Source organism: Thermoactinospora rubra, assembly GCF_002093975.1.
In the GTDB taxonomy this organism is placed as follows: domain Bacteria; phylum Actinomycetota; class Actinomycetes; order Streptosporangiales; family Streptosporangiaceae; genus Nonomuraea; species Nonomuraea rubra_A.
In genome coordinates this window covers 208,108-221,368 of record NZ_KZ084324.1, presented here as the reverse complement: position 1 = coordinate 221,368, position 13,261 = coordinate 208,108, and the positions used below count along the sequence as shown (strand labels likewise).

The 13,261-nt window shown below is 73.2% G+C and carries 15 protein-coding genes; 10 read left to right on the top strand and 5 right to left on the bottom strand.

What is annotated here, in order from left to right; genetic code table 11:
• The first annotated feature begins 106 nt into the window (after positions 1-106).
• The 5 genes from BSB02_RS01155 to BSB02_RS01135 all read left to right on the top strand — a co-directional run bounded on the left by BSB02_RS01155 (position 107) and on the right by BSB02_RS01135 (position 5,577).
• A complete protein-coding gene (locus BSB02_RS01155) occupies positions 107-2,071 on the top strand; it encodes an NAD(P)-binding protein (protein ID WP_240506089.1) in 1,965 nt (654 codons plus the stop codon).
• A gap of 135 nt (positions 2,072-2,206) precedes the next feature.
• Entirely contained in the window at positions 2,207-4,282 is a 2,076-nt protein-coding gene (locus tag BSB02_RS01150) for a sensor histidine kinase (protein ID WP_158088529.1), read from the top strand.
• On the top strand, positions 4,282-4,686 hold the full coding sequence (locus tag BSB02_RS01145; protein WP_084955638.1) for a roadblock/LC7 domain-containing protein: 405 nt from the start codon (positions 4,282-4,284) through the stop codon (positions 4,684-4,686). The genes BSB02_RS01150 and BSB02_RS01145 overlap by 1 nt, the downstream gene beginning before the upstream one ends.
• The gene (locus BSB02_RS01140) at positions 4,683-5,024 is read left to right on the top strand and encodes a DUF742 domain-containing protein (protein ID WP_084955636.1); all 342 of its coding nucleotides are present in this window, start codon (positions 4,683-4,685) and stop codon (positions 5,022-5,024) included. Before BSB02_RS01145 ends, BSB02_RS01140 begins: the two co-directional genes overlap by 4 nt.
• Positions 5,005-5,577: a GTP-binding protein gene (locus tag BSB02_RS01135; RefSeq protein ID WP_084955634.1), complete on the top strand. Its 573-nt coding sequence runs from the start codon at positions 5,005-5,007 to the stop codon at positions 5,575-5,577. The genes BSB02_RS01140 and BSB02_RS01135 overlap by 20 nt, the downstream gene beginning before the upstream one ends.
• Here the strand turns inward: BSB02_RS01135 and BSB02_RS01130 are convergent.
• From BSB02_RS01130 to BSB02_RS01120, 3 genes are all read right to left on the bottom strand, one after another.
• Positions 5,564-5,917 (bottom strand): DUF742 domain-containing protein, encoded by a 354-nt coding sequence (locus BSB02_RS01130; RefSeq protein WP_084955632.1) that lies wholly within the window; start codon positions 5,915-5,917, stop codon positions 5,564-5,566. The two genes, BSB02_RS01135 and BSB02_RS01130, sit on opposite strands and share 14 nt — an antisense overlap.
• Positions 5,914-7,899, bottom strand: coding sequence for a sensor histidine kinase (locus BSB02_RS01125; protein ID WP_084955631.1), 1,986 nt, complete (start codon positions 7,897-7,899; stop codon positions 5,914-5,916). Before BSB02_RS01125 ends, BSB02_RS01130 begins: the two co-directional genes overlap by 4 nt.
• 77 nt (positions 7,900-7,976) lie before the next feature.
• Positions 7,977-8,510, bottom strand: a complete 534-nt coding sequence (locus BSB02_RS01120) for a DUF998 domain-containing protein (RefSeq protein ID WP_240506088.1) — start codon at positions 8,508-8,510, stop codon at positions 7,977-7,979.
• A 91-nt stretch (positions 8,511-8,601) separates the two neighbouring features.
• Between BSB02_RS01120 and BSB02_RS01115 the strand changes: the two genes are divergently transcribed.
• The gene (locus BSB02_RS01115) at positions 8,602-9,876 is read left to right on the top strand and encodes a TIGR04013 family B12-binding domain/radical SAM domain-containing protein (protein ID WP_084955627.1); all 1,275 of its coding nucleotides are present in this window, start codon (positions 8,602-8,604) and stop codon (positions 9,874-9,876) included.
• Here the strand turns inward: BSB02_RS01115 and BSB02_RS01110 are convergent.
• Positions 9,873-10,286 (bottom strand): hypothetical protein, encoded by a 414-nt coding sequence (locus tag BSB02_RS01110; RefSeq protein WP_084955625.1) that lies wholly within the window; start codon positions 10,284-10,286, stop codon positions 9,873-9,875. The genes BSB02_RS01115 and BSB02_RS01110 overlap by 4 nt on opposite strands.
• A 99-nt stretch (positions 10,287-10,385) precedes the next feature.
• Entirely contained in the window at positions 10,386-10,889 is a 504-nt protein-coding gene (locus BSB02_RS01105) for a VOC family protein (protein ID WP_084955623.1), read from the bottom strand.
• A gap of 39 nt (positions 10,890-10,928) precedes the next feature.
• On the opposite strand from BSB02_RS01105, the gene BSB02_RS01100 reads away from it, so the two are divergent.
• The 4 genes from BSB02_RS01100 to BSB02_RS01085 all read left to right on the top strand — a co-directional run bounded on the left by BSB02_RS01100 (position 10,929) and on the right by BSB02_RS01085 (position 13,258).
• Complete coding sequence (locus BSB02_RS01100; protein WP_084956236.1) at positions 10,929-11,387, top strand: MarR family winged helix-turn-helix transcriptional regulator; 459 nt, start codon at positions 10,929-10,931, stop codon at positions 11,385-11,387.
• A 67-nt stretch (positions 11,388-11,454) separates the two neighbouring features.
• On the top strand, positions 11,455-11,643 hold the full coding sequence (locus BSB02_RS01095; RefSeq protein WP_084955621.1) for a hypothetical protein: 189 nt from the start codon (positions 11,455-11,457) through the stop codon (positions 11,641-11,643).
• Between the two features lie 108 nt (positions 11,644-11,751).
• Positions 11,752-12,162, top strand: coding sequence for a YkvA family protein (locus BSB02_RS01090; RefSeq protein ID WP_084955619.1), 411 nt, complete (start codon positions 11,752-11,754; stop codon positions 12,160-12,162).
• Between the two features lie 136 nt (positions 12,163-12,298).
• Positions 12,299-13,258 (top strand): GlxA family transcriptional regulator, encoded by a 960-nt coding sequence (locus BSB02_RS01085; RefSeq protein WP_084955617.1) that lies wholly within the window; start codon positions 12,299-12,301, stop codon positions 13,256-13,258.
• Positions 13,259-13,261: the final 3 nt, after the last annotated feature.

Below are 13,261 nucleotides of genomic sequence, written 5' to 3'. Positions count from 1 at the left end.
GTAGACGATTTCCCGGCGCGGCGGGCGGGTTTCCCGCTTGCGCAAATCTCTGCCAACCGCTGCGTGCCGTCCTGAGGTATTTGGCGGATTTCCGGATGATCGCGCCATGGGAACCGGTTCACGCGACCTCGGCATGGATCGCCGCATATCCCGGCGCGACTTCCTCGACGGTGTCGCGCGGGCGGCCGGGACGGCGGCGCTGGCCGCCGGGTCCGAGGCTCTCCCGGACGCTGCCCCGGAGTTCATGGGCGGCGGCTCCCCGGCGCCGCCCTCCGGCCTGCGGGGCGACACGCCCGACGCCCTCGCCGTCCCCCACGCCCTGCGCGACGGCCGCTTCTGGCGGCTCGCCGGCGACCCCGAGCCCACCGGCGAGCACTACGACCTGGTGGTCGTGGGCGGCGGCATCAGCGGCGTCGCCGCGGCCTTCCACTGGCTGGAGCACGACCCCGGCGCGCGGATCCTCATCCTGGACAATCACGACGAGATCGGCGGGCACGCCAGGCGGAACGAGTTCCACCCGCGCGGCCGCCCGGCGCCGCTCGTCGCCTGCGGCGGCTCCCGGTGGATGAGGGCCGTCTCGGCGTGGACGCCGGAGGGCAGGGACCTGCTCGGCCGCCTGGGCGTCGAGCCCGCCGCGCTGGGCCGGTCCCTGGACCGCGGCCTGTACGCCGGGCACGGGATGGCCGAGGGCGTCATGTGCGACAGGGAGAGCTTCGCCGCCGACAGGCTGGTGCGCCTCACGCCCGGCCTGGAGTGGCTCGCCGAGCTGCCGGTCGCCGAGCCAGCCAGGAAGGACCTGGCGATGCTGTACGGCCGGCCGCCGGACTGGTTCCCCGGCCTGTCGCCGAAGGAGAAGGAGGCCCGGCTGGCCGGGCTCACGTACTCGCAGTTCCTGCTGCGGGTCTGCCGCGTCCACCCGGACGCGGAGCGGTTCCTGCGTACCAGTTCCAGTGCCGAGTGGGGCTACGACACCACGGTCTTCGGCGCGATCGACGCCTGGGGCAGGGGCCTGCCCGGCTTCCAGGGGCTCGGCCTCGACGCGGGCAGGCCGTCGCGGTACAACTCGCCCACGGTCCGCAAGGAGTGGGGCGCCCATGGCGCCGAGGACGTCCTGTTCCCTGAGGGCAACCAGGCGCTCGTGCGGATGATGCTGGGCCGGATGATCCCGGGGTTCGCCGGCGACGCGAGCATGGCCGGCGTCACGACCGCCGCCTACGACCACGATCGGCTCGACGTGCTCGGCAACCGCGTGCGGTACCGCCTGTCCAGCCCCGTGGTCTCGGTGGCCAACGACGGCGACCCCGGCACGGCGGCCACGGCCACGGTCGGCTACTTCGACGGCCACGCGGTCAGGACCGTCCGCGCCGGGTCGGTGATCATGGCCTGCTGGAACATGGTCGTCCCCCATCTCGTCGCGGACCTGCCCGCCGGGCAGAAGGACGCGCTGCGCCGGGCCGTCAAGATCCCCCTGCTGTCGGCCACGGTCCAGCTGCGCACCTGGGAGGCGTGGCGGCGCCTGGGCGTCCACCGCGTCCGGTGGACCGGGGCCTACTGGTGCGTGTCCGAGCTGGACCGCCCGGTCCGCATGCCGGGGTACGCCTGCCCCGAGGACCCCGCCGAGCCGATCGTCGTCCACATGGTCGCCGCGCCGTGCGCGCCGGGCATGCCGCCCGCCGAGGGCGCGGCGGCGGGGCGGCGGGCGCTGCTGAGTACCCCCTACAGCCACCTGGAGCACACGATCAGGGACCAGCTGGCCCGCCTGCTGGGCCCCGGCGGCTTCGACCCGGCGCGCGACATCGAGGCCGTCGCCGTCAACCGGTGGGGCCACGGCTACGCGCCGGAGTACTGCCGTCCGTGGAACACGTTCTACCCCGACGGCCCCCTCCCGGCGGACCTCGCGCGCAGGCGTTTCGGCCGGATCGCGATCGCCAACTCCGACTCCGTCCCCGCGGCCTCCGCGGACGCCGCCATCACCGCTGCTTACCGGGCGGTCGGCGAGCTGCTGGCCGGAGAAGCAGCCTCACAAAGCAGCAATTTTCCCGGTAAGCATCCTCTTCCCCCCAATGCGTAACTAGGCGCATCGGTGCTAGTCTCCTGTGCGATCTTCCGAGGTTGGGATATGAGCTCGAGAAACCGAACGATCCGGCGAAAGATCTTCTTATTGCTGCTTTTGCCGCTCGTGTCACTCAGCGCGCTCTGGGGCTTCGTGCTCAATCTGACGGTGGCCGACGGGCAGGCGCTCCACCGGGCCGAGACCCTGTACGACACCATCGGGGTGAGCTCGACCGAGCTGGGCGTGCAGCTCCAGGCCGAACGCGCCCGCTCCGCCACCGCCATGGCCACGCGCAAGCTCACCGAAGACCTCGGCGCGCAGCGCACCCGCACCGACCAGGCCGTCGCCGACCTGCGCGAGGCCGTGCGAGAGGCGGGCGACACGGTCGGGCCCCAGCTGCGTGCCGCGCTCGACGCCCTGTCCGCCGAGCTCAACCGCCTGGGCGCGATCCGCGCCGCCATCGACGACGGCAGCAGCACCCGCCTGGCCGGGCTGACGGACTACAACCGCGTGATGGACGCGCTGTTCCCCGTCTACGACCACCTCATCGCCGTTCCCGACCTCACCCTCTACCAGCAGGCCTCCGGCGTGCAGACCATGGCCAAGGCCCGCGAGGTGATCGCCCGCGAGCAGGCGCTCGTCGGCGCGGCGCTGGCCGGCGGCGCCCTGACCCCCGCCGAGGTCGCCGCCCTCACCGAGTACGCCGCCACCCGCAAGTTCCTCCAGAACCGCGCCCTGGCCGTGCTCGACCTGGAGCTGCGCCAGCCGTACGAGCTGGCCTTCGGCAGCCAGCCGTTCATGACCTTCACGCTGATCGAGGCCAAGATCCGGCACACCGGGGTGCCCACGCCCGACTGGACGGCCGCGGTCAGCGAGGTGCTGGCCCAACTCGACAGGCTCGGCGTGCAGTCCTCCCGCGTCCTGGAGGAGCGCACGGCCCAGGCCGCCAACGGGGTCGCCATGCGCATCGCCGTCGCGGGCGGCGCCGGGCTGCTGGCCGTCGTGCTGTCGATCGTCGTCTCGGTGCGCTTCGGCCGCCGCCTGTCGGGCGAGCTGGCCGCGCTGCGCGACGCCGCGCTGGAGCTGGCCCAGGTACGGCTGCCGCGGCTGGTCGAGCGGCTGCGCCGGGGCGAGGAGGTCGACGCGGGCGAGGAGGCGCGCGGGCTCAAGGTCAGCGGCTCGGCCGAGATCATCGACGTGGCCAGGGCGTTCTCCACCGTGCAGCGCACCGCCGTCGAGGCCGCGGTGGGCCAGGCCGCGCTGCGCCGGGGCGTCGGCCAGGTGTTCCTCAACCTCGCCCGGCGCAAGCAGGGGCTGCTGCACCGCCAGCTGCGGCTGCTGGACGGCATGCAGCGCCGCACGCACGACCCCGACCGCCTGGAAGAGCTGTTCCGCCTGGACCATCTGACCACCCGCATGCGCCGCCACGCCGAGGGCCTGATCACGCTGTCGGGCGCCGCCCCGAGCCGCGCGTGGCGCAAGCCCGTGGCGGTGCTGGACATCGTCCGCGCCGCCGTGGCCGAGGTGGAGGACTACACCCGCGTCGAGGTGGGCGCGATGCCGGTCGCCGCCGTCGACGGCTCGGCCGCCGCCGACCTCACCCACCTGCTCGCCGAACTGGTGGAGAACGCCGCGATCTACTCCCCTCCGACCACCACCGTCCAGGTGCGCGGCGACCGGGTCGCCAACGGCTACGCCGTCGAGGTGGAGGACCGCGGCCCCGGCCTGCCGCCCGAGGACTACGCCAGGATCAACACGCTCCTGTCCGCCCCGCCCGACTTCGACGCCCTCACCGAGGAAGGCGCCGACAGCGACCGGCTCGGCCTGATCGTGGTCGCCACCCTCGCCGCCCGGCACGGCGTCCAGGTCGTGCTGCGCGCCTCACCGTACGGCGGGACCACCGCCATCGTGCTCGTCCCCCGCGCGCTGGTCACCGACGAGCCCGAACTCGAGCGGCGCGACCAGCCGCCGGCCCTGGAGCAGCGGCCCAGGAAGAAGCCGCTGGCCGTGGTCGGCGGCACGGCGGGCGGGCCGGCCGGCACCCACGCCGGACTGCCCAGGCGCGTACGGCAGAGCAAGCCTGCCCCCCAGCTCCAGCCGGCACCCCAGCTCCAGGCGGCGCCCGTCGAGGAGCCCGGCCCCGAGGAGCGCTCGCCCGAGCAGGTGCGTGATCTGTTCTCGGCGTTCCAGCGCGGGACCCAACGCGGAAGACAGGAAGAAGGGGATTGATGACCTCGACGAACACGGGCGAGCTGAACTGGCTCCTCGACGATCTGACCGCGAGGGTGGGCTCCGTGCGCCAGGCCGTGATCCTGTCCACCGACGGCCTGGCCGTGGGCCACTCCAAGGGTCTGATCCGGGAGGACGCCGAGCACCTGGCCGCGCTGGCCGCGGGCTTCCAGAGCCTGGCCAGAGGCGCGGGACGGCACTTCGGCGGCGGTGACGTCCGGCAGACCATCGTCGAGCTGGAATCGGCCTTCCTGTTCGTCACGGCCGCGGGCCAGGGCACGTGCCTGGCCGTGCTCGCCGACGGCGACGCCGACGTGGGCCACATCGCCTACGAGATGGCGATGCTGGTCAAGCGGGTGGGCCAGCACCTGAAGACCAATCCGCGCTCGGCGGTGCGGCCATGAGCACGTGGATGGACGACGAGGCCGGGCCCATCGTCCGCCCTTACGCGCTGACCAAGGGACGCACCCGGCCCTCCGGCGCTATGCTCGACCTCCTCGCCCTGGTGACCGCCACGGGCGAGGCCGCGGGCAGCCCCGAGCAGGAGGCTATCCTGCGGCTGGCGCGCTCCCCCATCTCCGTGGCGGACGTCGCCGCCGACCTCGACTTGCCGGTGGGAGTCGTCCGCGTGCTCCTCGCCGACATGCGTGACCAAGGGCTCATCTCGGTGACGTCCCAGGCGGGACCGCGCCCGAGCGAGCGCGTTCTCAAGGAAGTGATCAATGGACTCCGCGCTCTCTGAAGACCCCGTAGCGCTCAAGATCCTCATCGCCGGGGGTTTCGGGGTCGGCAAGACCACCCTCGTGGGCTCCATCAGCGAGATCAAGCCGCTGAAGACCGAGGAGATCCTGTCCGACCGCGGCATCGGCGTGGACGACCTCGACGGCGTGGAGGGCAAGACGACCACGACGGTCGCCATGGACTTCGGGCGCATCACCATCCGCGAGGGCCTGGTGGTCTACCTGTTCGGCACGCCGGGGCAGGAGCGGTTCTGGTTCATGTGGGACGAGCTGTCCTACGGCGCGCTCGGCGCGGTGGTCATCGCCGACACCCGGAGGCTGACCGACTGCTTCCCGTCCATCGACTACTTCGAGCAGCGCGGCACGCCGTTCGTGGTGGCGGTCAACTGCTTCGACGGCGAGGCCAGCCACAGCGTGGAGGACGTGAAGATCGCGCTCGACCTGGAGGACCACGTGCCCGTCCTGCTGTGCGACGTGCGCAAGCGCTCCTCGGCCAAGGAGGTCATGATCGCGCTGGTCGAGCACTCCCTGCGGACGCTGGCTACAGCGCCCTGAGCCCGTCGATCACTTCGCGCAGCAGACTCTCCATCGTCGAGGAGGGCGCCGTCTGCCGTACCGTGATCAGCTTGTGCTCCAGCAGGTCGCCCAGCAGCACGCGCACGACGCCCACGGGCAGTCCCATGTCGGAGGCGACCTCCACCACGCGGCGCGGCTCGGCCAGGCGCTCCAGCAGCCGCCGGTGGTGCACGCCCAGCTCCGCCGAATCCGGCGCGGGGGCGGCCGTCCTGACGACCGTGGCCAGCAGGTCGAGCGCGGCGCGGGGAGAGGGCGCGGTGCGGCCCCTGGTCAGCGCGTAGGGCCGCACGACCGGCTCGTCCACCCACTCTTCGCTCACGGGGTTCCCTCCCCGTCCGACTGGAGCAGCGCCCTGACCTCCTCGGGGCTGCGGTTCACCTTCCGTACGCGGCGCGGCAGCCCGGGCCCGCGCGCCTGGCCCTGCCGCGGCTGGGGCACCCGGCCGGGCGCCGCCGCCGGGGCCGGCTCCGGCTGCTCCAGCAGGTCCGCCGGCAGCAGCACCACCGCGGTCGTCCCCCCGTACGGCGAGGCCTTGAGGGTGACCTGGACGCCGTGCCGGGAGGCGAGCAGGGCCACCACCGCGAAGCCCAGCCGTTCGGTGTCGGCCGGGTTGAAGTCGGGCGGCGCCGCCAGCCTGGCGTTGACCGCGCGCAGCTGCTCGGCGTCCATGCCGAAGCCGCGGTCCTCGATCTCGACCGCGAAGCCCTTGCCGACCACCTCGCCGCGCACCGACACCTCGTTGGTGGGGGCCGAGAAGGCGGCCGCATTCTCGATCAGCTCGGCGAACAGGTGCATCAGGTCGGCGACCGCCAGGCCGGACACGCCGCACTCCGGCATCGGGTACACCCGCACCCGCGTGTAGTCCTCCACCTGCGCGGCGGCGCCGGTGACGACCTCCTCCACGGGGATGGCGCCGCGCCAGGCGCGTCCGGTCTTGCCGCCCGTGAGCAGCACCAGGCCCTCGGCGTGGCGGCGCATGCGGGTGGTGAGGTGGTCGAGCTTGAACAGCTTGCCGAGCGCCTCGGGGTCCTCGGTCTGGCCCTGCATCTCCTGCAGCAGCGACAGCTGGCGCTGGACCAGCGATTGGCTGCGCCTGGCCAGGTTGCGCAGCGCCTCGGCGACGCCCTCGCGCAGCACGGCCTGGCCGACGGCGGCCTCGACGGCGGTGTCGCGCACGCTGCCGAAGGCCGTGGCCACGTCGGCGATCTCCGTGGTGGTCCCCGACGGGATCGCCTCCCGGGGGATGTCGGGACGTTCGCCGCGCTTGAGCCGCTCGACCAGGTGCGGGAGCCGTACCTCGGCCAGGTCCTGCGCGGCCGCGCGCAGGCCGGCCAGCTCGCGCGCCAGGCCGCGGCCCATGCGCACCGCGACGACCACGGACAGGATCACGGCGACGAGGCCGACCAGGCCGGCCACGGCCGCGCGGGCGACGATGCCGGTCCCGGCCGGTTCGGCCCTGGCCAGCAGCGCCTCGCCGGACACGCTCATGGCCTCGGTGTAGACCGCCAGCGCCGGGTCCATCGCGGCCCGCCACTGCGCGACCGTCAGCTCGCCGCCCGAGGTCAGCGTCGCCACCGCGCGGTCCACCGGCGCCAGGGGCACCTTCTCGTACGGCGCGCGCAGCTCCTCGTCCAGGTCGGTCATCGCCCGGCGGAACTGCCAGGTCCTCGCGCCGTCGATCCTCGACAGCAGCTGGAGGTCCGGCTTGCCGGCCGCGGCCACCACCAGGGCGTGCTCGCGGCTGAGCAGCTCGCGGACCTGGTCGGCGGCGATCAGGCCGTTGGCGCGGCGGTACAGCTCCAGGTCGGTGGCCAGCGCGAACTCGGCGTAGAGGCGCCAGACCGCGTCGGAGACGGTCGCGTACTCCTCGACCAGCCGGGAGGGGGTGAGAGCGCCCCTGTCGACCTGGCGGCGGATCTCCGGCAGCCGGGCCGCGGCGGCGAACACCGCCTGCAGCTGCCGCTTCATCTCCGCGTTGAGGGCCGACTGGGTGTCGTCGCTCGTCGCGCTGTCGGTCAGCGCCTTGCTCGCCTCGTCGACCGCGGCGCGGGTGCGCCCCACCTTGACCGGGTCGTCCGCTCCGGCCAGCCGCTCGGCGGCGGCGAGCCGTTCCTGCTGCACCCTCGCGACGAGGAGGTCGGCGTGGTCGACGACGCCACGCCAGATGGTGTCGACCCTGAGCAGGTTGGCCGCGTCGTGGGTGGTGTGGCTCGCGGCGTAGCCCCACAGGACGACCAGGGAGGCCAGGGGGAGGGCGAGCAGGACTATGATCTTGGATCGGATAGATCTGCCCGCTGCCATGCGCTCGCTCCCGGATAGAAGATCGCGGGAGAGAATAGCACCCTAAGTCCAGGTTTCTCGGATATGGACACGAAATGTCAGGAGATGGATAGGAACCTGGTCATCTGGGGCCATGCCACCTGAGCCAGCCCGGCCGCGAGCACGGCCAGCAGACCCGCCTCCGCCACCAGCAGCAGCCTCTCCACCAGCCCGAGCATCACCCGGTCGCCCGGCAGCGCCACGTAGGTCATGGCGAGCAGCCCGAAGCCCGCGACCAGCGTCATCCACTCCACCGGCCGCGCCACGGCCTGCCACCGCTCCTGCCCCGCCAGCCTCGGCACGAGCAGCGCCGCCGCGGCGGGCAGGCCCACGAGCGCCGCCACCTCGGCGTGCGGCACCAGCCCGGCGGCCACCAGCGCGGCCCCCGAGCCGAGCAGCAGCCGCTGCGGCAGGCCCCTGACCGGGGCGTCGGCGGCGCGCATCCCCGCCGTCAAGGCGAGCGCCGCCACCCCCATGACGACCAGCGTGCCGGGGGCGATCGCCCGGTCCGTCCAGTCCTCGGTGAGAGCCAGGTCGATGACCACGTAAGCCAGGCACGCGACGACGACGAGCGGGGAGAACCTCTGGACCATGCCCTCAGACTGCCCCTGCGGGACGATCCAGGGCATCCGGTCCCGTCCCTGAGCCGACCCCGAGAAGTCCCTGAGCCAGTAGGCTGCCTGCGTGCGCGTGAGTGTGGTGGTCCGGTATCGCAAGGCCGTGACGTACGGCGTGCACACGCTGATGGCGGCCCTGGGCCCCGCCGACGTGCGCCTCGGCCGCACCCCCGAGGAGACCGCCGCGGCGATCGACGGCAGCGACGCCGACCGGGTGCTGGTGCTCTGGTCGTTCTACTCCCCCGACGCCTTCGCCATGGCCGAGGAGCTGGCCCGGGTCAAGGCGCTCACCTCCCGCGAGGGCGTGCTGCACATCGCCGGAGGCGTCCACGCCACGGCCGAGCCGCAGCACGTCGTCGACTGCGGCTGGGACCTGGCCGCCATCGGCGAGGGCGAGTCGACGATCGTCTCCCTGGTCGAGACGCTCGCCGCGGACCGCCCCCTGCGGGAGGTGCCCGGGCTGGCGCTGCGCGACCCCGACGGCGTCGCCGTCCGCACTCCCCCGGCGCGCCAGCTGCCCCTCGACGCCTTCCCGTCCTTCCCGGCCGAGCGCCGCCACGTCGGGCCCATCGAGATCACACGCGGATGTCGGTATACATGCCGCTTCTGCCAGACGCCGTTCATGTTCGGCGGCCAGTTCCGCCACCGGTCCGTGGCCAGCGTGCGCGAGCACGTCCGCGTGATCGCCGGGTTCGGGCTGCGCGACGTCCGCTTCATCACGCCCACGTCCCTGTCGTACGGCTCGCCCGGCCCCGACCCCGACCTGGACAAGGTCGAGGAGCTGCTGGCCGGGGTGAAGGAGGAGCTGCCCGCGAACGGCAGGGTGTTCTTCGGCAGCTTCCCCTCCGAGGTGCGCCCCGAGCACGTCACCCCGGAGGCGATGCGGCTGCTCAAGCGCTACGTCGCCAACGACAACATCATCATCGGCGCCCAGTCGGGGTCCGACCGGGTCCTGCGTGCGGCGGGGCGCGGGCACGGCACCTCGCCGGTGCGCGACGCGGTCCGCATCGCCGTGGAGCACGGCTTCCGCCCCAACGTCGACTTCATCTTCGGCATGCCCGGCGAGGACGCCGCCGACCAGGAGGCGTCGCTGCGGCTGGCGAGCGACCTGGCGGACCTGGGGGCGCGCATCCACACGCACACGTTCATGCCGCTGCCCGGCACCCCGTGGCGGGACGCGGAGCCCGCGTTCATCCCGCTGGAGACCATGCGGCAGCTCGACCGGCTGGCCCAGCGGGGCGACGCCTACGGGCACTGGCGCAAGCAGGCCGAGCACTCGGTACGGCTGGCCGAGAACGCCAAGGCCTATCCGCGCCGGGCCAGGCGCCGCCGCACGTTCTAACCCTGCCGGTGCCGCTGCGCCTCCATGCAGGCGGCGCACATCTGCACCCCCGCGAACACGCCGTCGACCCGCCCCGTGCACACGCCGGGGCTGTCGGCGTGGCGGAAGCACAGGCACCGGCAGGTCGGCTCCTCGTCGTCCACGTCGAGGGTGGGCTCGGACGGGAGCGGCACGTCCTCGACGAACTCGAACAGGCGGCGCACCGGCGGGGCCTCCAGCACCGCCTCGCCGAGCGAGCGCAGGGCCGCCGTCAGCGGCGCGAACAGGTCGGTGACCTCCTTGAAGACGTCACCGGAGGGGGACGGTTTCCGCTCGGGAGGCGCCCAGCGCATCGCGTCGGCGCTCACGGCCTCCCAATCCTCGACGGCACCGTCGATGGCGTCGAGCACGTGGTCGGGATCGCTTGGCATCGCCGTCTCCAGACGCCGTAGTCGGACTCCCTTCACGGTAACTCGGGTCCGGGGTGGCGCAGGAGGGTGAATTTTCCTGATTCTCCTGGTTCTCCTGGTTTAGACGGAGACGCCCACGCCGCCGCGGGTCCGCGCGCCGTACCGCTCCTTGTCGGCGGCGAGGTCGAGCGGGCGGATGCGGCTGCGCCCGGCGAGCACCTCCTCGGTGATCAGCGCCGCGGGCACCAGCCAGGAGACCTCGAACTCCAGGCCGTCGGGGTCCTTGGCGTACAGTGCCTTGGTGGTGGAGTGGTCGGAGGCGCCCACGAGGGCGCCGGACTCGCGCAGTCTGGCGGCGATGCGCTCCAGCTCCTCCAACGTGTCGACCTCCCAGGCCAGGTGGTACAGGCCGACCGTGGACCGGCCCGCCGCCGAGGGACCGGCCTGGGAGCCGATCTCGAACAGGCCGAGGTCGTGATCGTTGGTGGAGCCCTCGGCCTGGAGGAAGGCCGCTCCCGGCATCGACATGACGACGCGGAAGCCGAGCATCTGCTGGTAGAAGGCCACGCTGCGCTCGACGTCCCTGACGTAGAGGACCGCGTGGTTGAGGCGTTGTACTGGCATGCTTCCAGAGTACATGAGAGTTCAAGTAAAATCGTGATCATGACGAGATGGCTCTCCGCCGACGAGCAGCGCACGTGGCGCAACTTCCTGGCCGCCACCCAGCTCATCGACGAGGCGCTCGACCGCCAGCTCCAGCGCGACGCCGGGATGCCGCACACCTACTACATGATCTTGGTGGCGCTCTCGGAGGCGCCGGGACGCTCCATGCGGATGAGCGAGCTGGCCTCCCGGGCGCAGAGCTCGCAGAGCCGCCTGTCGCACGCGGTGGCGCGGCTGGAGGAGCGGGGGTGGGTCCGGCGCGAGCGGTGCCCGTCCGACCGGCGCGGCAACGTGGCCGTGCTGACCGGCGAGGGCTTCCGCGCGCTGGCCGAGGCCGCCCCCGGCCACGTCGAGCAGGTACGGCGGAGCCTGTTCGACGCGCTGACGCCCGAGCAGGTGCGCGCCCTCGACGAGATCTGCGTGGCGGTGCGCCGGGCCCACGGAAACGGAGAGTCGTAGCCGCGATTGTCGGGGGCAGGCCGTACCGTACCTGCGTCAGCAGAGTCGACCGACGGGGTGGGGGAAGATGCACGACAGCGATCAGGCGCTGTTCCTGGCGGTTCACGGGGTCGCGGCACGCTATGCGGGGCAGCCGGTTCCCACGGTCATGCGCGCCTTGATCGACCAGCTGCCCGCGGCGCCGGGGATCACCGTGGAGGAGATCCGGCGGATCGCCGAGGAGATCAGCGTGGGGCGGGATCCCTCGGGGCTGTGATCATGGCAGGGCAGCGCTCGTGATCGGGGCCGTGCTCGTGATCGGGGCCGTGCTCGTGATCGGGGCAGCGCATGTGATCGGGGCGGTGCTTGCGGCAGGGCGGCGTCCGTGACCGGGTCGTGGGCGTGGGATCTAGTCATCGGCGTCGCGGTCGCGCTGGCTGTGGCGTGGCTGGTGCTCATTGCGGCGCTGGCATTCCTCCGGCCGCGTGGCGGGTTGCCGCGTGAGGCGCTGCGGCTGCTGCCCGACGTGCTGCGGCTCGTCCGGCGCCTGGCGGCCGACCGCGACCTGCCCGGGGGCGTCCGGGTCCGGCTGGCGTTGCTGCTGGCCTACCTGGCGGTCCCGATCGACCTGGTGCCCGACTTCATCCCGGTGCTCGGCTATGCCGACGACGTCATCGTGGTCACGGTGGTGCTGAGGTCCGTGGTGCGGCGGTCCGGGCTGGAGGCGGTGCGCCGCCACTGGCCCGGCACCGACGACGGCTTCGCCGCGCTGTGCCGGCTGACCGGCCTCGGGTGACGGCACCGCCAGTCATGGGTAGCGGCGCGACGGGGAGCGGCGCGACCCACCGGCCTTGTGATGGTGCCGGATCCGTCCGGTGCCCGCCGCTGACGGCCCTGGCGGCGCCGTCAGCGGCGTTCCTACGATCGACGTCGTGCGAGCGGGAAGGCGAGTCGTGGTGCTGGTCCTGCCGGACGTCAACCTGCTTGATCTGTCCGGTCCGGTCCAGGTGTTCGACGCGGCGACCCATCTGGGAGCGGACTACCGCCTGCGGTACGTGGCAGAGTCCGGCGAACTGGCGTCGGCGCAGGGCTTGCGGCTCGCGGGGCTCCAGCCGCTGCCGGAGGTCGAGCGCGGCGACCTGGTGCTGATCCCGGGACCGCGGCTGCGGCCGCCCGGCCCCGGCGAGCCCCTGGCGTCGGACGAGGTGATCGCGTGGCTGCGTGCCGCGCACCGCGCGGGCGCCAGGCTGGCGGCGGTGTGCAGCGGCGCGGCGGCGCTGGGCGAGGCGGGGCTGCTCGACGGGCGGCGATGCACCACGCACTGGTCGCTGGTCGAGGCGATGCGGCAGCGCTACCCGGCCGCCCGGGTGCAGGACGCCGTGCTCTACGTCCACGACGGCCCGGTCAGCACCAGCGCGGGCATCTCGGCGGGCATCGACCTGGCCCTGTCGCTGGTGGAACGCGACCACGGGCCCGAGCCGGCCGCCGCCATCGCCCGCGAGCTGGTCGTCTACCTGCGGCGCAGCGGGTCGGGCAGGCAGATCAGCCCCTTCCTGGAGCACCGGTCGCACCTCAACGCCGCCGTCCACCGGGTGCAGGACCACCTCGCCCAGCACCTCGACGCCCGCCACACGCTCGCGTCGCTGGCCGCGCAGGTCAACCTGTCGCCGCGCGGGCTGAGCCGGGCGTTCACCGAGACGATCGGCATCACGCCGCTGGAGTACCGGCAACGCCTGCGCCTGGAGCGGGCCGCCACGCTGCTGGCCGAGACCGATCTGCCCGTCGAGGCGGTGGCCGCCCGGTGCGGCTTCCACGACGGCCGCCACTTCCGCCGGCTGTTCAAGGCCCGGTACGGCATGCCGCCTTCGGCCACGCGCCGCCGCTCGAACTAAACC

What these genes read in the sequence shown, in the direction of transcription:
- BSB02_RS01155 (WP_240506089.1), top strand. Translation starts at nt 107, where the DNA reads ATGGGAACCGGTTCACGCGACCTCGGCATGGATCGCCGCATATCCCGG.
- BSB02_RS01135 (WP_084955634.1), top strand. Translation starts at nt 5,005, where the DNA reads ATGGACTCCGCGCTCTCTGAAGACCCCGTAGCGCTCAAGATCCTCATC.
- BSB02_RS01100 (WP_084956236.1), top strand. Translation starts at nt 10,929, where the DNA reads ATGACGAGATGGCTCTCCGCCGACGAGCAGCGCACGTGGCGCAACTTC.
- BSB02_RS01120 (WP_240506088.1), bottom strand. Translation starts at nt 8,510, where the DNA reads ATGGTCCAGAGGTTCTCCCCGCTCGTCGTCGTCGCGTGCCTGGCTTAC.
- BSB02_RS01145 (WP_084955638.1), top strand. Translation starts at nt 4,282, where the DNA reads ATGACCTCGACGAACACGGGCGAGCTGAACTGGCTCCTCGACGATCTG.
- BSB02_RS01110 (WP_084955625.1), bottom strand. Translation starts at nt 10,286, where the DNA reads ATGCCAAGCGATCCCGACCACGTGCTCGACGCCATCGACGGTGCCGTC.
- BSB02_RS01095 (WP_084955621.1), top strand. Translation starts at nt 11,455, where the DNA reads ATGCACGACAGCGATCAGGCGCTGTTCCTGGCGGTTCACGGGGTCGCG.
- BSB02_RS01105 (WP_084955623.1), bottom strand. Translation starts at nt 10,889, where the DNA reads ATGCCAGTACAACGCCTCAACCACGCGGTCCTCTACGTCAGGGACGTC.
- BSB02_RS01125 (WP_084955631.1), bottom strand. Translation starts at nt 7,899, where the DNA reads ATGGCAGCGGGCAGATCTATCCGATCCAAGATCATAGTCCTGCTCGCC.
- BSB02_RS01140 (WP_084955636.1), top strand. Translation starts at nt 4,683, where the DNA reads ATGAGCACGTGGATGGACGACGAGGCCGGGCCCATCGTCCGCCCTTAC.